This is a genomic window from uncultured Marinobacter sp., assembly GCF_947259545.1.
Taxonomy (GTDB): Bacteria; Pseudomonadota; Gammaproteobacteria; order Pseudomonadales; family Oleiphilaceae; genus Marinobacter.
This window is the reverse complement of the sequence record NZ_CAMYMK010000007.1, coordinates 490,347-505,867: the sequence shown is the minus strand read 5'-3', so window position 1 is coordinate 505,867 and position 15,521 is coordinate 490,347. Positions and strand designations below refer to the sequence as shown.

Here is a 15,521-nt window from a genome sequence, read left to right as displayed (position 1 = left end):
CGAGGGCTTTGGGCTATCCTTTTTGCTGATGCGTCCTTTTCTAACACATCTTGTGGTCGCCGGAGCAGTGGTTTTGTGGGCGTCAAGCGTGGACGCCGAACGCTTGCCACAGGAGCGTGAAGGCCCAGCCCGGGGGATTACAGAACTCTCGTCGTTCGCTGAATTGCGCGATTCCGGGGTAGTGCGGCAGAGCCTGGATTTTTCGTGTGGCGCCGCCGCTCTCGCCACTGTAATGACCTTTCAGTGGCACGACCCGGTCTCGGAGCGTGACATCCTTGAGACCTTATCTCGCATTACTTCGGCAGAGGAATTGGCCCAGCGACGGAGTAGCGGCTTTACATTGCTTGATCTACAACAGGTTGCTCGCTCCCGAGGTTACCAGGCTCAGGGGTTCCGAATGAAATCGCCGCAACTGTCGAAATTGAAGGGGCCGGTGATCGTGTTCATAGAACCGTACGGCTACAAGCACTTTGCCGTCCTGCGAGGCGTGGTGGGTGAGCGCGCCGTGCTCGCGGATCCGTCCCGGGGTAATATCACCGTTCCTCTGTATCGCTTTTTAGACTGGTGGGAAGGTGACGGTGGCGATGGAATCATTTTCGCGGTGGAGCCGCTGTACGCCACGACAACGACGGTCGATGCTGGCGGTATGCGCCTTCAGCCCGGAGAAGGCTACGCCCCGGCTCTGATGGATGTCCGTTCACTGTTACCCGCGGCCGCACTGTCTACCCCCGCCAGGATGTTGACACGATGAACTTATCCCTTGCCTTTTTCAAAGGAGTAGTTCCGCTGCTAGTCGGGTTCCTGTTTATTCCCTTCAGCCACGCGGAAGAACCTGTGCCCGATGTGCTAACGCTGCAGGAAACGGCTGAACTGTTGCGCACCGACAAACAGACGGTAGAACTCATGGTTAGGGCCGGGACTATACCTGGGCGGCGTGTGTCCACCGGAGGTAATTCGAACTCGTGGCGGTTCAGCCGCGAAGCTCTTATGGCCTGGCTGGAAAGGCGCGCTGCGCCTGCAGTGCCGACAGGCGCTGACAAGAAACAGCAGACTGGCTCCATCGGCGCTGAACCAATGGGCCAAACGGCCACGGAAACGTTCTTACGCGAACAGGGCGTACTGCTGGCGAAAAACAACTTTGCCTTCGACATTGGTTTGTTTTACACCCGTCAGGACAACCAGGTCATACTTGGTCCAGCGCCTTCAAGGCTGGCGACTGTCGAGAATCGCACAGCCACACTGCAGGGAGTGGCGAGATACAGCCTCAGCGATGATACCGAAATCTACGCCAGAGCTGCTGGCCTCAACCAGGAAAGTGAAGTGTATCTTTTTGGATCCCAGGTCGGCGATACATCGCGGAGTACACGGGGCGACGTTGACATTGGTTTACGCCACGTGGCGCTGGATGAATACATCGGCAGGCCTCAAGTGGTTCTGGGATTGGAAGGGCAGGTCCGCACCAACAAAACATCCCCGGCGCTCGGCGGTAGTGTTACCTTTTTAAAAAGCCTGGACCCTGCCGTATTGTTCGGTGCGGTGTCTTATAAATACACAGACAGCCGCGATTTCGACGATATTACCCTTCTGGAACCGGAACACACGACAGCTCTGAGCTTTGGTTATGCGTTCGCACTGAACGACAGACTGTCGTTGAACACTCGGGTGGAAACCTCTTACCAAAGCAAGACAGTATTTACCAATACGACTCTGCGAGAAAACGATTTTTCCACTCTGCAACTCGGGTTGACTGCCCAGGTCGCACGCGGCATTTACCTGCAACCGACCGTGGCCGTCGGTCTGAGCGGCGTCGGCTCAGCCTTCTCAATGGGGTTGAATATCCCGCTGACCTTCGGTGTTGATGGCCTTATGAGTGAGTGACGTATGAAATAGTATTCCGAGTAGTGCCGTTCAGCCAGCGGTTACCGAATGCCAAAGTTGGTAAACTCGCCGGTTGCTGGCCCTTCCGTTGCATTTATGGTGTCGACGACCGCCGCTGGCGGGCCCTCTTCGCACCAGTCCCTGAGCGCCTGAAGGTCCTCGTGCGCTCCTTCCGCGACGACCTCAACACGACCGTCAGGAAGATTTCTTGCGTATCCGGTGAGTCGCAGCTGGTGGGCTACGTCCTCGGTCGAGGCGCGGTAGCACACCCCCTGTACCTTACCTGAAACCAACATTGTCCAGCGTTTGTGCATGATGGTCTTTCCTGTGTCTAATGGCGTGGTACGCTCCTGATCAATGTACAAGTCCTTATTGGTAAATCTCAAGACTGGAAGTGACAGGGAATGACTGTTTATCGCAAATGCAATCACTCCAAATATCCGGATGCCCTGATCCGTGAGGCGGAAGGGCTGGAGTTACTGCGTTCCGGGTTGAAGGCTGTGGACCCGTCGCCAGGGATTCGTGTACCGGAGGTTTTTCACGTCGACGATACAGTGATGGAAATGGAGGCGATCCAGGCAGGGTCTGCGGGCGACGCTACGCTGGCAATGCTTGGGGAAGGGCTTGCCAGCCTGCACCGGGTGCCGCAGCCGTTCTATGGGTTGGATTGCAACAACTACATCGGCTTGTCGCCACAGATCAATGGTCGCTCAGAGCAGTGGGGGCATTTCTTTGTGAAGCAGCGGCTTGGTTACCAGGTGCAGCTGATTCGGAACGAAACTCTGCGCCAGGAGTTCGAGTCTGTTCTGGATAGCAGCGCAACGGCCCTGGAATCCTGGCTGAATGCTCGCTGTGAACACCCGAGCCTGTTGCACGGTGATTTGTGGGGTGGCAATGCCCTGTTTGATGGGCGGACCCCGTGGTTAATTGACCCGGCGGTGTATTTTGGGGACCGTGAAGCGGATGTGGCGATGACGGAAATGTTTGGTGGGTTCGGCGCTGCATTCTACAAAGCTTACGATTCCGTCTGGCCCCGCAGCGCTGATTACCCGTTGAAAAGGGACATCTACAACCTCTACCACTATCTGAATCATTACAACCTTTTCGGAGGGAGTTATCTGGAAGGCTGCCGTCGGGGCTTTGAGGTTGTGTCGGCTATCTGCTGATCAGCGCTTGCGCCAGACCAGGAACCGGTTATTGGCCGGCATGTCGAAATCGCTTTCCAGCGTCAGGCCGCGGTGGGCAGCCATTGCTTCCATGTCCTCGATATGGCGAATACCCATGTGGGCATTGCGGGCCCTCAGGTGCTGATCGAACTGGCGGTTGCTCTCGCTGGTCCAGGTACCGTTGTAGTTGAAAGGGCCGTAAAGGCAGAATGCTTCACCCGTCCCCAGTCTCTCGGCCAGTCCCGAAAACATGGCCTCGACTTCCTTCCAGGCCATGATATGTGCGGTATTTGCGGAAAAGGCGCCTTGTATATCCGGTATTGGCCATTCAGTGTCACTAACGTCCAGCGGAGCGGGGGGCAGGATGTTGGTCAGCCTCGCGTCTTCAAGCCAGGGTAGGCAAAGCCGGTAATTGTCAGGGTGGTCACTGGGTTGCCAGGTCAGGTGCGGTAAATGCCTGGCAAAGTGAACCGCATGCTGACCGGTTCCCGTGCCCACTTCGAGAATCGTGCCCGACGTTTGGAAGACCAGGCTCAGTTTCTCAAGAATGAATGCTTTGTTGTTCTCGCACGCCTGTGAGTAGGGCTTTTCCTGGTGCATGAGTCGCCTCTGTTTTGTGTGGTATGGCCGCTAGATCAGCCCCTGGCTCCGTAACAGGAACACTCCGAAGGTTACCGTGACACTGGCCATCAACGTGGTTAGCGCAATGATGTTGGCGGCCAGTCGATCATTCCCGCCGAGTGCCTTGACCATAACAAAACTGGCGGCTGCCGTGGGGCTGGCAAAGAAAAGGAACATCAATCCGAGCTCGGCTCCCCGAAAGCCTGACAGCCAGGCGGCACCGGTACACAGCGCGGGAAGGGTGACCATCTTCATCAGGCTGGAACTGATGGCGACACGGCTGTCGCTGCGAATGGCGCTGAGGGAGACGGTCGCCCCTATGCATAGCAGGGCCAGGGGAAGTGTCAGGGAGGCAAAGTAGTCGCCGCTGGTCATGATCCAGGTCGGGAAGGAAACCTGCCACCAGGCAAAGGGGATGGCCAGGACAACCGAGATAATTAGCGGGTTGCGGGCAATGTCCTTGAGGATGCCGCGCCAGCTGGCCGATTTCCCGGGTTGGTATGCCAGCAGCACTGTCACCGAAAGCGCGTTGTAGGAAATAATCACCAGACCCAGCAGAATGCCGCCGGCGGACAGCCCATAGTCGCCATACAGATTGGCTGCCAGGGCAAGCCCCACAATGCCGCAATTACCCCTGAACGCACCTTGGACGTAGACCCCGCGGTCTTCGTGCGGCACCCGCCATGCAGCCCAGCCCCAGGCCAGCATAAAGCTTGCCAGGGTGGCCGCCAGAAAGAACCCCAACAGGTGAAGGTTCAGGGCTGTTTCCAGATCCGCCCGAATGATGCTCAGAAACACCAGGGTCGGCAGGGTGGCCTTGAAGACGAGGGCCGAAGCCGTATTGACGAACTCGTCATTGATCCATCCAACCCGTCTCAGCCCCAGTCCGATAAACACCATGGCGAATACAGGCAGGGTGGTTTCCAGAGTTTGGCGGAAGATGTCCAGGAGCGTCATGTTTCTGTTCTCAGGAGAGAAAATGGTAGAAAGCATACAGATTATCCGGACAGGATCCCATGGTGAGACTTGCCGGGCCATTCCGGCTGAAAGAAATGTAATTGAAAGGGTTTGGTCGTGAGGGGGCATGCTGGGCTATAGTTACCCGATAATTGCCAAAATATAACGAATGTTCAGAGCCTGACGAACCAAGGATACTCATGGAAACCGTTAACCCGACTCCGGAACAACTTCAGAAAGTGCTGGCGAACACCCCAAAGGATCAACCGGTCGTCATGTTGAACCTGTTGCGTTTTCGAGAGCGTGCCGACTACGAGGACGATTCTGCAGATCGCTCAGGCAGGGAGGCGTATTCGTTGTATATGCAGGAGGCTGCGGATTGCGTTCGTGCGGTTGGCGCCGAGGTGATCTGGTCCGGTCGTGGTGTCGGGTCGCTGATTGCACCTCCGGATGAATCCTGGGACCAGGTATTGCTGGTTCGGTATCCCTCGATTGATGCTTTTCTGACAATGATCGAAAGTCCTGAGTACAAGGGCGTTGTAAAGCATCGCACGGCTGCGCTTAAAGACTCACGACTGGTCGCTAACCTGGAAGGGCAGCCCAGCTAGCCTTCACTGATACCTCCCCAGGCCTTATGATGATAAGTCCCAGAAACGGAGGAATCATGATCGACGATGCCAGTCAGCAATCCCAGGCCGACCCCAGGCAGGAAAAATTCGTGGTTGATACGGAACTGCTGTCCGATGATCAGATAGACGGGCTTGTAGATGAATACTGCACCCGTTATCACGGCCTGAATGATACTGAGAACCCGTTGGACGAACGGGGGAGAGTGAAAGCCGCCGTTAAACAGGGTGATCTGGTGGTGTGGTTTGATCCGGTGGAAAACACCGCCGGTCTCGGAGTACCGTCTTGAGTGGTTGTTCATGTTTGATGAATCCGCGGGAACACCTACCCCGGAATTCTTTTAAACGGTACAATCCCGCTGTTTTTACCAGAAGCCGTGTGCGAGGTGAGTTTTGATCAGGGTATTGGTTGTTGATGACCATGAGCTGGTGCGTTCCGGGATTACCCGGATGCTGGCAGATAACCCCGACATAGACGTCATCGGCCAGGCCTCGGCCGGTGAGGACGCCATTGAGTTCGTGCGTAAGCAAACACCGGACATTGTTCTGATGGATATCCGTATGCCCGGTATTGGCGGTCTGGAAGCGACACGCCGGATCCTGCGGATTGATGACAGCATTCGGGTCATCGTGGTGACAGCCTGCGCCGACGATCCCTATCCCACTCGTGTGATGCAGAGTGGTGCATCGGCCTATATCACCAAGGGCGCTGATATCAAGGAAATGGTACGAGCCATTCGTATGGCACATTCCGGTCAGCGCTACATCAGTCCCGAGATTGCCCAGAAAATGGCGCTCAAGCAGATGGGGGGCGATGTTAACGGTGAAGACGGTGATCTCTCCCTGTTTGATCGCCTTTCAGAGCGGGAAATGCAGATCGCTATGATGGTGGTGGATTGTCAGAAAGTTCAGGACATCTCCGACAAGCTCTGTCTCAGTCCAAAAACCGTCAACAGTTACCGTTACCGGATATTCGAGAAGCTGGAAATCTCCAGTGACGTTGAGCTCGCTTTGATGGCGGTGCGGCTCGGATTGCTCGATGCCGACAAGGTCTGAATTCGACTCAAAAAGCTTCCTGAAGCAGCTCACCGAACGGCCTGGCGTCTACCGAATGTACGACGAAGAGGGTTCGGTGCTGTATGTGGGTAAGGCCCGCAATCTGAGGAAGCGTGTCGGCAGCTACTTCCGCAAGTCTGGTCTGGCACCAAAGACTGAAGCTCTGGTGGCCAGGATCGCATCCATAGAGGTCACTATTACCGGCAGTGAAACCGAAGCCCTGCTGCTGGAACAGAACCTCATCAAGTCCCTGAGACCGCCTTACAATATCCTTCTTCGGGACGATAAGTCCTACCCGTATATCTACCTGTCATCCCACGAGGATTACCCGTCGCTGACGTTTCGCCGGGGGCGTACAAAAAAGGGGGGCGGCACCTGGTTTGGCCCCTTTCCCAGCTCGGGTGCAGTCAAGGAAAGTCTTAATATATTGCAAAAGGTTTTCCGTATAAGATCCTGTAGTGAAAGTTATTTCAGAAACAGAACACGACCCTGTCTACAGTATCAGATCAATCGCTGTACGGCGCCGTGTGTGGAATATATATCGCCCGAAGACTATCGGGAGGATGTCCGTCACGCCACGATGTTTCTGGAAGGGAAAAACCCCGCCATCATTCACGACCTGATGGAAGCAATGGAAACGGCCTCACGAAACCTGGAATTCGAGAAAGCCGCCGCCTATCGCGACCAGATTAACCACCTCCGCCACGTGCAGGAGCAGCAGTCCGTAGACGGAGAGGGCGGTGATGCCGACGTGGTTGCGATTGCCCAGGACGCCGGTATTGTCTGCATCGTGGTGATTGTCGTCCGCGGTGGCCGGGTACTGGGCACCAAGGACTACTTTCCCCGTTACTCGATTGAACAGTCGGAAGGTGAGCTGCTGAGCGCATTCCTGGGCCAGTACTATTTCGGTGGCAGTACTCGCCGGGAAATTCCCCAGGATATCCTGGTGCCGGTAGAGGTCGAGGGTGAATCGTTGCTGGCGCAGGCATTAAGCGAGTCGGCCGGCCGGGATACCCGAATCCGCCGCAACGTTCGTGGCGAACGTCGTAAATGGCTGGAACTGGCCATGACCAATGCGCGTCAGACCCTGTTGAGCCACCTGGCCAGCAAGGAAACCGTGTATCGCCGATTACTGGCGTTGCGGGACTTGTTGGAGCTGGCGGAGACGCCGTCGCGGATGGAATGTTTCGACATTAGCCACAGTCATGGTGAAAACACGGTCGCATCTTGCGTGGTTTTCGATGAAAATGGTCCGCTTAAAAGTGATTACCGGCTGTATAACATTGAGGGCGTTACCGCAGGCGATGATTATGCCGCCATGCGCCAGGTGCTGACGCGCCGTTATAAACGGATGGTCTCCGGAGAGGGTAAGCGTCCGGACCTGGTGTTTATCGACGGTGGTAAGGGTCAGTTGAACATTGCCCGGGAAGTCTTTGAAGAGCAGGGTATTTCCGATATACCGCTGATCGGTGTCGCCAAGGGCGTGACCCGTCGGGCAGGTATGGAGCAATTGATCGATGCCATGACGGGGGATGTGTTTCGGATACCGGCGGACTCACCCGCTTTGCACCTGATTCAGCACATTCGGGACGAGTCCCATCGCTTCGCAATCACCGGGCACCGTGCGCGGCGGGACAAAAAACGCCGTCAATCCACTCTCGAAGGTATTGAGGGAGTGGGGCCAAAGCGCCGCCGAGATCTCATTCGCTACTTCGGTGGCATACAGGAACTTCGTAAAGCCAGCGTTGATGAGATGGCCAAGGTCCAGGGCATCAGCAAGTCACTGGCGGAAACCATATACGCAGCATTGCACGACGAGTAAGGACAGCATGAATTTACCGAACCTATTGACGCTATCCCGCATTGTGATGATCCCGGTTTTTGTGGTGATATTTTACTTGCCGGTGCAATGGAGCTATCTGGTCAGTGCGGCCATTTTTGCCCTTGCCGGTGCCACCGACTGGCTGGATGGCTATCTCGCGAGAAAGCTTGACCAAAGCACACCCTTTGGAGCGTTTCTGGACCCGGTTGCGGACAAACTGATGGTGGCAGTCGCCCTGACGGTATTGATTGAAGAACATGCCAGCGTTGTCCTGACCATTCCCGCCACTGTGATTATTGGCCGGGAAATCGTCATATCCGCTTTGCGAGAATGGATGGCCGAGATCGGCAGTCGTGCCAGTGTGGCTGTTTCCTACATCGGCAAGATCAAAACCACGGCCCAGATGGTGTCGATTATTACGCTGCTGGCTTTCCCACCGGGCGTTCTGTGGTCATGGGTGGGTGTCGGCCTGCTATACGTCGCCGCCGTACTGACGTTCTGGTCCATGATACTTTACCTCCAGGCTGCCTGGGCGGACCTGTTTCCCAAGCAAGAGTCCTAGTTTTTCAGGCATTCACTGAGCCAGCCAAGCAGTTGCTGGCTCAACTCCGCACTGCCTTGGCCAAATGCCGCCACTACCTGGTCGATATTTCCACCGGTGGCGTCGGTCTTTATCCGAAAATTCTCGGTGCACAGAGTTGCCCGGGAGCGGTTGTCCATGAGCTGGGCATACAGGGAGACATTCACCTGGACACCGTTCTCCCCGGATTCGCTGTGGAAACCATAGAGATCACTGATGAGGGTCAGGTCACTGCCGATGGGGCTGGTTTCGTTGACCACGCCCTGGAAGCGCCCATCCTGGCGTAGTGTGGCGATCAGCATTTCCCGCAGTAGCACCGGAGCAGTATCACGCCAACGGACGCCGCCGTAAATCCGGTACTCGTCGGGAGTGGGTTTGTTCAGGATCCGCGAGCTGTCGAAGGGCTCCGTGGCTTGGGGTGTGTCGATACGCAGGGTTTCATTCAGGCTTGAGTAACCGTCCTCTCCTGACACTTTCGGTGTCGGAATGTCCATCACCCGGTGTGGTTCGTGATCAGGGAAGACGGTGCATCCTGCTGTCATGCCAATCATTGCAATCGCGGCCATGGTGACGACCAGGCGGGCTGTCATTGTGGCACCTCCTGAATAGTTTCCCGGTCCCAGATTGTGCTGGTGGGATCGTCCTCAAGGCGCCGGGTAAAATGATTGAGGTTCCTGAGCGTGCTCCGCAGTTCGCGCAGGGCGGGGGACAGTTCACCCAGTCCCTGGAGACCCTCATCCAGCGAGCCTTCATTGTTGGCGGTCAGTTGGTCAATTCTCGTCGCCGTGGTCTGGATGGAAGCTATGGCGCCTTGAAGTGCCGCCAGCGTCTGCTGGCCCTCGTTCTGTAGCAGGTTGTCGGCATTATCCGCAAACGCGGATACCCGCTCTGCGGCCTCCGCAGCGCTTACGCTGGCGTCATTCATGCGCTCCATCAGTTCTTCAAGCTCCCCCCTTCTAGCCAGGAGCCCATCGGTCGCTATCCGGGTGTTACGCAGGATGATGGTCAGGTTTTCGCTGTTTTCCGGGGAAAACAGCGCGTTGGCATTTGTCAGCAGGCGCTCCGCCTTGCTCAGAAGCGCTTCGCCATTATCCAGTAGTGAGGTAAATACCGAAGGCTCGGCCATGATCAATGGCGGGTCTTTGCGGCTGCCTTCAATGACGGGGCTGTCACTCGTGCCGCCCCGGAAGCGCACGCTCATACTGCCGGTAATATTGGCAAGCACGAGGCCCACCCGGGTGTTTTCGCGGATTTTGACGCTTTCATCAACACGGATCAGAACCCTGACGTGACTCGGGTTGTCGGGATCCAGGGTCAGCTCCATGACTTCACCAACCTCCACGCCACTGTACTGCACCGGATTACCTTTGGAGAGGCCGCTGACGGGGTGATCAAATCCGATTTCATACCAGGCCCACTCCCGATCGGTTGCTGTCTTACCCAGCCAGAGCGTAAATACCAGTGCTGCGGCGGCGATCGCCACCGTAAACAGTCCGATAATAATATGGTGGGCTCTGGGTTCCATATTTACTGCTCCTGCATCCCGCCTGTTGCTGAATGTGCAGCTGCACGGCCCCGCGGGCCGTGAAAGTACTCCCTGATCCACTCATCGTCGGTTGCTTCGACGATCTCCAGACTATCCGCTACCAGTACCTTTTTCTGTGACAGAACTGCAACCCGGTCACAGGTGCTGTACAGGGTGTCCAGATCGTGGGTCACCATGAACACTGTGAGCCCCAGGGCATCCCGCAAGGTTTTGATCAACCGGTCAAAGGCGGCCGCACCGATGGGGTCCAGACCGGCTGTGGGCTCATCCAGGAACAGTATTTCCGGGTCCAGGGCCAGTGCCCGAGCGAGGGCGGCGCGTTTGACCATGCCGCCGGACAGCTCCGCCGGGTACTGAAGCCCGGCCTCGGGAGGCAACCCTGTCAGCGCCAGCTTCATTTGCGCCAGGTGTTCCGCCATCGGACGTGTCAGGCCTGCGTGCTCAATCAGGGGCACGGCAATGTTCTCCCGAAGGTTCAGGGACGTAAACAGGGCGCCCCCCTGGAACAGAATCCCGAAACGTTGTTCTATGCGGGAACGCTCTCTGTCTGATAATGCCCACAGATTTTCGCCAAATACCTGAATGTCACCCGATGAGGGATGGTGCAAACCAACGATGCTGCGCAGCAGTACTGATTTACCGGTGCCTGACCCGCCAACGACACCGAGAATCTCGCCTCGCCGGATATCGAGGTCCAGTCCGTCGTGCACGATATTGGGGCCGAACCGGTTTCCCAACCCCCGGACGTTCACCGGAATGTCTTCGTCTGTCATGCTCACCAGCCCATCTCCATGAAGAATAGCGCAGCGATTGAATCCAGCAGAATGACCATGAAGATCGATTGCACCACGCTGGACGTGGTGTGTTCGCCGACAGATTGCGCGCTGCCGCTGACCTTGAAACCTTCGAGGCATCCGATGACGGCAATCAGGAAGGCAAAGACCGGAGCCTTGCTGAGACCCACCAGGAAGTGTTTGACGGCGATATCCTGCTCAACAATGGCCAGGAACTGGGTAGGGGAAATGTCCAGTACCAGGGCACACACAGCCGCACCGCCAATCATTCCGGATATCATTCCGACGAAGGTCAGTATGGGGAGGCTGACCATCATCGCCAGAACCCTCGGAAGCACCAGCAACTCGACCGGACTGAGGCCAAGGGTGCGGATGGCATCCAGCTCTTCGTTCACTTTCATGGCGCCGATGTGGGCAGTGAAAGAGCTTGCTGTGCGGCCCGCCAGCAGAATCGCTGCCAGCAGAACCCCAAATTCCCGCAGAAATGAAAAGGCGACTAGATTCACGGTATATATGGTGGCTCCGAACGATTCCAGCACGGTGGCGCCGAGAAACGCCACGACGGCACCGACCAGGAAGGTCAGTAAGGCCACGATGGGTAACGCGTTGAGGCCGGTATCCTGAACCGACGCCACAAAGGCGGTCATCCGCCAGCGATGGGGCCGCGGAAGGTTGTAGGCCAGTGCGGTCAGTGTTTCACCAATAAAGGCCAGAAGGAGCCGGAGCAGGTCATACAGTGCTTCAACCTGTTGCCCGATCATAGCAAGGAACTGTTTCACCGCGCTGTAGGAGGGAGGTGTGGGCTCGCCCCGATTGCCCATGGCCGTCGCCACGGCGCGGAGCAGGGCGCGCCTTTCGTCCGTGAGTTGGGGGGTGTTATCCGCCAGATCTGTGAGTGTCTGCGCCCCAAGCAGCTCAGCCAGTAAGGCGGCGCCAGCGGTATCGACACGGCCAAGGCTGGATAGATCACCCTGCATGGCGTTGGGGGAGTGGCTTCCCAGGGCGCGGCCAACGATTGCCTGTAATTCGGAATAGTGTTCGAGTACCCAATCCCCCTGGACCGTCAATTGACTGCCGTTCGCCAGAATGCCACCCGGATTGCCGGGTGTAGCGGTTGTTCTGGCGGAACTGGACGGAGATTTTGACGTCATGGCGCTCCTTGGGGCTGCTCAAATATTATCCATAAAACACTGGTAAAACAAAAAGTTGAAAAAAGTGGTTGACGCAAACGGTCGAATCCGTAGAATACGCCCTCGTTGACCAAGCGGGAATAGCTCAGTTGGTAGAGCACAACCTTGCCAAGGTTGGGGTCGCGAGTTCGAATCTCGTTTCCCGCTCCAATTTTTCCAGTTTAACTGGTTTAAAAGTCAACACAGTCTCTCACAGCCCACCTGAGAGCATGAAAGTCCTTAAAATACTTCGGACTTTTCCCCGGCGCGGTGGCAGAGTGGTTATGCAGCGGACTGCAACTCCGTGTACGCCGGTTCGATTCCGACCCGCGCCTCCAATTTTTCCTGTTCTGATTTGATATTACACTAGCTTGTAATAGAGCTTATTTCCTGTTGCGGATGTCTGTGGCCCCGTGATTCTTGTCGCGCAGTTCAATCATCGTCTTCCATTAACGTTCTTTCCTGCCGCTCCATCTCTTCCAGTCTCGCGGCATCGATCACCGCCAACAGGTCATCGACATCCGCGCTGTGAGTATCGTGCTCGAAACAGCCGGTGAGCTTGCTATCAGCGCTTAGTTCGCCGCTCTCATAGAGCGCCCAGATCTCCTGGCCGTAATCCGTTGCCAGCAGGTCTGGTGCGTACTTGCCGAAGTGGCGGCGCATGTTGTCGACATCCCGCAGTAGCATACGCTGGGCATTATTATTGCCTGATGCGTTGACGGCCTGGGGCAGGTCAATGATCACCGGACCCTGGGCATCCACAAGCACATTGAACTCGGACAGGTCGCCATGGATAAGGCCAGCGGCAAGCATGCGGACGATCTCGGTCATGATGCGGTCGTGGTAAAGTCGGGCGAGGTCCGGAGTAAGCGTGACGTCATCGAGCCGTGGTGCGGCTTTGCCGTCCTCATCGGCAATCATTTCCATCAACAGCACGCCATCCACAAATCCCAAAGGCTGGGGCACCCGCACGCCGGCTGATTCCAGTCGGTACAAGGCGTCGACCTCAGCGTTGAGCCAGGCATCTTCCTGCTCTTTCTGGCCATAGCGTGTTTTCTTGCTCATGGCTCTGGCGCGTCGGCTGTTCCGAACTTTGCGGCCTTCCTGGTATTCCACGGCTTGCTTGAAGCTACGTTTCTGGGCCTCTTTGAACACTTTGGCGCAGCGCAGATCGTCACCGCAGCGCACTACATAAACCTGCGCTTCCTTGCCACTCATAAGCTGGTACATCACTTCGTCCACCATGCCGTCATCGACAAGGGGCTGTAATCTCTTCGGTACTTTCATAAAACCTTTCTGGTTAGCCGTAAGTGGGTCTGGAGCAACGTCTGGCGTGGGCTGTGCAAGGGAAATGACAGGCCAAAGCATATATACCACATTTGGCTCGCCAATACTGTGTGCAATGCGAGAGTGGGGCAGGTTCTTAGCTCGCCGGGCACGGCAACCTGCCATCAACCAGAAAGGTGTCCCGGCTGAATGCGGAGGCTGTTTTCAGGCCCTCTTCGTTGGTCAGGCTCATGGTCACGGTGGTCGGATCCGCCATCATAATCAGGCGGTAGCGACCCCTGGGTTTCCTGTCTTTCAGGGCTCGTGGCGAAAAAAGCGCTGCGTTAACGCCTTCCATGCCATTTGTGGGTGAGTATGGCAGTTGGTATAGGTGGGCCTGGCGGGCCCTGGCCGACAGAAACTGGAAACCCTCAATGCCGGTTTCTCTCATGGTCGTACCGAGGCTCTGGCAGGTATCGTAGCTGGCGGGGTTGGTCAGTGCCTCGTGGAGATCTGCCCACTCGGGATCCTGCAGGCGAATGCCCCAGCTGGTACGCAGACGGGTGGCGAACAGGGTGTGGAGGGTTTTCAGGGGCCTGGGGTAGGGTACGACCATATCGTTGATAAATACAAAGCGGTAAAATGCAGCTTCCGCCAGGGCGGTATTTACGGTCATGGCGCCGTAAAACAGGCTTTTTTCGAATGGTCGGCCGAAGCGGGAACCGTATTTCAGGGGCGGGTAGCGAAAGGGCGTTGCCAGCAAGTAGTGAAGGCCCTCGGTGCCTTCGGGGCGTGGCGGCTTGCTTTGCTCCAGTAGTTCCTCGAGCCTCATCTGTTCCTGGATGTTGTCCACCAGTTCTGTCGTGGCTATTTCTTCCTGGGATTCAACAACCCGGTAAGTGGTGCCCTGAACCACTGTGATGCTGGATTCAATGCGATTGCGGAGACTCAAATCTTGCCCCGCATGGCGTCAAGGTAATACAGCACCCGCACCAGCCCCTCGGCACTGCGTACCAGCTCCCTTGGAACATCTGAAAAATACCGGTTTTCGGTGTTGAGCCAATGCTGCATGGCGTCCTCATCGCCTCCCACTAGCGCATATACGCTGCGGTACAGGCGGATGAGGAGCAGGGCAAGTTCGCCAGCCTTGCTGGAAGGATCGATTCCGTCCCGGATCAGGCCGGAGCGGTTACGGCCCACGATTTCAGCCACGTCTGCCTGGGTAAGGCCCATCGCCTTGCCAGCATTGACGACGGCTTTGCCCAACAGTGCGCGGTCGGTGGTGTGTGGTTTGATGCCGGAAACGGTGGTCATAGGCCCTCCGCCATTAATGTCTAATATTCACATTATAGCGGAAATAGTCGAAAATAACACAGCGCGTGTTAGCGCAAAGCTTCAGTCAGCCGTTTGTTCATGTCCTGCCAATGCGCCAGCTTGCCAGCTTCTCCTACCCGCTTTTGTCTTCCGCCGGATTGATTCAGCCACAGACCTTCGCCATTAAAGCTGTAGACTGGCTCCAGGTCGTTTCGTTGTGATGCGGGCTTGATCTGGTTGATCAGGTTATCGAGGATGAGCGGGTCCGCGTCCGGCGTCGGGTACCAGGCCAGGACCATGTGCGCCTGGTTCAATTCCAGTGCCTTGACGTAGACAATTCGGAGCTCTTCGTCAGGAACACCCATGGATTTCAGCGTCAGGTACTTGGCGATGGAGAAGTCTTCACAGTCACCGCCGTTGGTGGTCAGTAGTTCCACCGGCGTCGCCCAATAATCTTCCTCGCCCCAATGTTCCATGTCGGAAACGAAGCGGGCACGGTTGAAGAATGAGTTCACCAGGGCCAGTTGCCGTTTCCTTGGCGCATTCTGGGCTATACGATTAAGATTTTGCCAGTTCTCGAGGCGGCTGTGAGCCTCCTGGCCAAACTCCTCCATTACATAATTCAGCAGGCGGTCGCTGAGATCAAAGGCTGCTACAGCGGTTACCAGAAGCAACACGGGGAACAGCAGGCTGCGGCGGCGAAACGTCCGGGCTGCCGTTTCCATG

General features: G+C 56.5%; 19 protein-coding genes and 2 tRNA genes. 10 read left to right on the top strand and 11 right to left on the bottom strand.

Annotated features, from left to right (window positions below):
• The first annotated feature begins 73 nt into the window (after positions 1-73).
• Positions 74-751 (top strand): C39 family peptidase, encoded by a 678-nt coding sequence (locus Q0Y21_RS10100; RefSeq protein ID WP_297794581.1) that lies wholly within the window; start codon positions 74-76, stop codon positions 749-751.
• Positions 752-843: 92 nt separating this feature from the next.
• On the top strand, positions 844-1,878 hold the full coding sequence (locus Q0Y21_RS10095; protein WP_297794578.1) for a helix-turn-helix domain-containing protein: 1,035 nt from the start codon (positions 844-846) through the stop codon (positions 1,876-1,878).
• Between the two features lie 41 nt (positions 1,879-1,919).
• Here Q0Y21_RS10095 and Q0Y21_RS10090 read toward each other — a convergent pair whose 3' ends face one another.
• The gene (locus tag Q0Y21_RS10090; protein ID WP_297795396.1) at positions 1,920-2,195 is read right to left on the bottom strand and encodes an acylphosphatase; all 276 of its coding nucleotides are present in this window, start codon (positions 2,193-2,195) and stop codon (positions 1,920-1,922) included.
• A gap of 87 nt (positions 2,196-2,282) precedes the next feature.
• On the opposite strand from Q0Y21_RS10090, the gene Q0Y21_RS10085 reads away from it, so the two are divergent.
• Complete coding sequence (locus Q0Y21_RS10085; protein ID WP_297794575.1) at positions 2,283-3,044, top strand: fructosamine kinase family protein; 762 nt, start codon at positions 2,283-2,285, stop codon at positions 3,042-3,044.
• On the opposite strand, the gene Q0Y21_RS10080 is transcribed toward Q0Y21_RS10085, so the two are convergent.
• Both Q0Y21_RS10080 and Q0Y21_RS10075 read right to left on the bottom strand, forming a co-directional pair.
• Positions 3,045-3,644 (bottom strand): DUF938 domain-containing protein, encoded by a 600-nt coding sequence (locus tag Q0Y21_RS10080; protein ID WP_297794572.1) that lies wholly within the window; start codon positions 3,642-3,644, stop codon positions 3,045-3,047.
• A 30-nt stretch (positions 3,645-3,674) separates the two neighbouring features.
• Entirely contained in the window at positions 3,675-4,622 is a 948-nt protein-coding gene (locus tag Q0Y21_RS10075; protein ID WP_297794569.1) for an AEC family transporter, read from the bottom strand.
• A 200-nt stretch (positions 4,623-4,822) separates the two neighbouring features.
• Between Q0Y21_RS10075 and Q0Y21_RS10070 the strand changes: the two genes are divergently transcribed.
• From Q0Y21_RS10070 to pgsA, 5 genes are all read left to right on the top strand, one after another.
• Positions 4,823-5,230, top strand: coding sequence for a DUF1330 domain-containing protein (locus Q0Y21_RS10070; protein WP_297794566.1), 408 nt, complete (start codon positions 4,823-4,825; stop codon positions 5,228-5,230).
• Between the two features lie 56 nt (positions 5,231-5,286).
• Positions 5,287-5,538 carry a hypothetical protein gene (locus tag Q0Y21_RS10065; RefSeq protein ID WP_297794563.1) on the top strand — a complete coding sequence of 84 codons (252 nt, stop codon included), beginning with the start codon at positions 5,287-5,289 and terminating at the stop codon, positions 5,536-5,538.
• 103 nt (positions 5,539-5,641) lie between these two features.
• Positions 5,642-6,304, top strand: a complete 663-nt coding sequence (uvrY, locus tag Q0Y21_RS10060; protein WP_012137352.1) for a UvrY/SirA/GacA family response regulator transcription factor — start codon at positions 5,642-5,644, stop codon at positions 6,302-6,304.
• Positions 6,288-8,126, top strand: coding sequence for an excinuclease ABC subunit UvrC (gene uvrC / locus Q0Y21_RS10055; protein ID WP_297794558.1), 1,839 nt, complete (start codon positions 6,288-6,290; stop codon positions 8,124-8,126). Before uvrY ends, uvrC begins: the two co-directional genes overlap by 17 nt.
• A 7-nt stretch (positions 8,127-8,133) precedes the next feature.
• The gene (gene pgsA, locus Q0Y21_RS10050; protein WP_297794555.1) at positions 8,134-8,688 is read left to right on the top strand and encodes a CDP-diacylglycerol--glycerol-3-phosphate 3-phosphatidyltransferase; all 555 of its coding nucleotides are present in this window, start codon (positions 8,134-8,136) and stop codon (positions 8,686-8,688) included.
• Here the strand turns inward: pgsA and Q0Y21_RS10045 are convergent.
• Genes Q0Y21_RS10045 through Q0Y21_RS10030 form a run of 4 tightly spaced genes read right to left on the bottom strand, consistent with a single transcriptional unit; the run spans position 8,685 to position 12,197 of the window.
• Positions 8,685-9,296 carry an ABC-type transport auxiliary lipoprotein family protein gene (locus Q0Y21_RS10045; RefSeq protein WP_297794552.1) on the bottom strand — a complete coding sequence of 204 codons (612 nt, stop codon included), beginning with the start codon at positions 9,294-9,296 and terminating at the stop codon, positions 8,685-8,687. The genes pgsA and Q0Y21_RS10045 overlap by 4 nt on opposite strands.
• The gene (locus Q0Y21_RS10040) at positions 9,293-10,231 is read right to left on the bottom strand and encodes an MlaD family protein (protein WP_297794550.1); all 939 of its coding nucleotides are present in this window, start codon (positions 10,229-10,231) and stop codon (positions 9,293-9,295) included. The genes Q0Y21_RS10045 and Q0Y21_RS10040 overlap by 4 nt, the downstream gene beginning before the upstream one ends.
• A gap of 2 nt (positions 10,232-10,233) precedes the next feature.
• Positions 10,234-11,025: an ATP-binding cassette domain-containing protein gene (locus Q0Y21_RS10035; protein WP_297795393.1), complete on the bottom strand. Its 792-nt coding sequence runs from the start codon at positions 11,023-11,025 to the stop codon at positions 10,234-10,236.
• A gap of 2 nt (positions 11,026-11,027) precedes the next feature.
• Positions 11,028-12,197, bottom strand: a complete 1,170-nt coding sequence (locus Q0Y21_RS10030) for an ABC transporter permease (protein ID WP_297794548.1) — start codon at positions 12,195-12,197, stop codon at positions 11,028-11,030.
• A 113-nt stretch (positions 12,198-12,310) separates the two neighbouring features.
• Here Q0Y21_RS10030 and Q0Y21_RS10025 point away from each other — a divergent pair.
• Positions 12,311-12,386 (top strand) — tRNA-Gly (locus tag Q0Y21_RS10025).
• Between the two features lie 93 nt (positions 12,387-12,479).
• Positions 12,480-12,553 (top strand) — tRNA-Cys (locus Q0Y21_RS10020).
• 94 nt (positions 12,554-12,647) lie between these two features.
• On the opposite strand, the gene Q0Y21_RS10015 is transcribed toward Q0Y21_RS10020, so the two are convergent.
• The 4 genes from Q0Y21_RS10015 to Q0Y21_RS10000 all read right to left on the bottom strand — a co-directional run bounded on the left by Q0Y21_RS10015 (position 12,648) and on the right by Q0Y21_RS10000 (position 15,520).
• Positions 12,648-13,502, bottom strand: coding sequence for a PA4780 family RIO1-like protein kinase (locus tag Q0Y21_RS10015; RefSeq protein WP_297794545.1), 855 nt, complete (start codon positions 13,500-13,502; stop codon positions 12,648-12,650).
• 136 nt (positions 13,503-13,638) lie between these two features.
• Complete coding sequence (locus Q0Y21_RS10010; RefSeq protein WP_297794543.1) at positions 13,639-14,433, bottom strand: RES family NAD+ phosphorylase; 795 nt, start codon at positions 14,431-14,433, stop codon at positions 13,639-13,641.
• On the bottom strand, positions 14,430-14,795 hold the full coding sequence (locus Q0Y21_RS10005; protein ID WP_297794540.1) for an MbcA/ParS/Xre antitoxin family protein: 366 nt from the start codon (positions 14,793-14,795) through the stop codon (positions 14,430-14,432). The genes Q0Y21_RS10010 and Q0Y21_RS10005 overlap by 4 nt, the downstream gene beginning before the upstream one ends.
• A 68-nt stretch (positions 14,796-14,863) precedes the next feature.
• A complete protein-coding gene (locus Q0Y21_RS10000; RefSeq protein WP_297794538.1) occupies positions 14,864-15,520 on the bottom strand; it encodes a transglutaminase-like cysteine peptidase in 657 nt (218 codons plus the stop codon).
• Position 15,521 lies beyond the last annotated feature (1 nt).

Excerpts from the sequence above, each read along its gene's own strand:
- Q0Y21_RS10035 (WP_297795393.1), bottom strand. The coding sequence starts at position 11,025 with ATGACAGACGAAGACATTCCGGTGAACGTCCGGGGGTTGGGAAACCGG.
- Q0Y21_RS10070 (WP_297794566.1), top strand. The coding sequence starts at position 4,823 with ATGGAAACCGTTAACCCGACTCCGGAACAACTTCAGAAAGTGCTGGCG.
- Q0Y21_RS10080 (WP_297794572.1), bottom strand. The coding sequence starts at position 3,644 with ATGCACCAGGAAAAGCCCTACTCACAGGCGTGCGAGAACAACAAAGCA.
- Q0Y21_RS10040 (WP_297794550.1), bottom strand. The coding sequence starts at position 10,231 with ATGGAACCCAGAGCCCACCATATTATTATCGGACTGTTTACGGTGGCG.
- pgsA (WP_297794555.1), top strand. The coding sequence starts at position 8,134 with ATGAATTTACCGAACCTATTGACGCTATCCCGCATTGTGATGATCCCG.
- Q0Y21_RS10005 (WP_297794540.1), bottom strand. The coding sequence starts at position 14,795 with ATGACCACCGTTTCCGGCATCAAACCACACACCACCGACCGCGCACTG.
- Q0Y21_RS10065 (WP_297794563.1), top strand. The coding sequence starts at position 5,287 with ATGATCGACGATGCCAGTCAGCAATCCCAGGCCGACCCCAGGCAGGAA.
- Q0Y21_RS10030 (WP_297794548.1), bottom strand. The coding sequence starts at position 12,197 with ATGACGTCAAAATCTCCGTCCAGTTCCGCCAGAACAACCGCTACACCC.
- Q0Y21_RS10045 (WP_297794552.1), bottom strand. The coding sequence starts at position 9,296 with ATGACAGCCCGCCTGGTCGTCACCATGGCCGCGATTGCAATGATTGGC.
- uvrC (WP_297794558.1), top strand. The coding sequence starts at position 6,288 with ATGCCGACAAGGTCTGAATTCGACTCAAAAAGCTTCCTGAAGCAGCTC.
- Q0Y21_RS10000 (WP_297794538.1), bottom strand. The coding sequence starts at position 15,520 with ATGGAAACGGCAGCCCGGACGTTTCGCCGCCGCAGCCTGCTGTTCCCC.
- Q0Y21_RS10085 (WP_297794575.1), top strand. The coding sequence starts at position 2,283 with ATGACTGTTTATCGCAAATGCAATCACTCCAAATATCCGGATGCCCTG.
- Q0Y21_RS10075 (WP_297794569.1), bottom strand. The coding sequence starts at position 4,622 with ATGACGCTCCTGGACATCTTCCGCCAAACTCTGGAAACCACCCTGCCT.
- Q0Y21_RS10015 (WP_297794545.1), bottom strand. The coding sequence starts at position 13,502 with ATGAAAGTACCGAAGAGATTACAGCCCCTTGTCGATGACGGCATGGTG.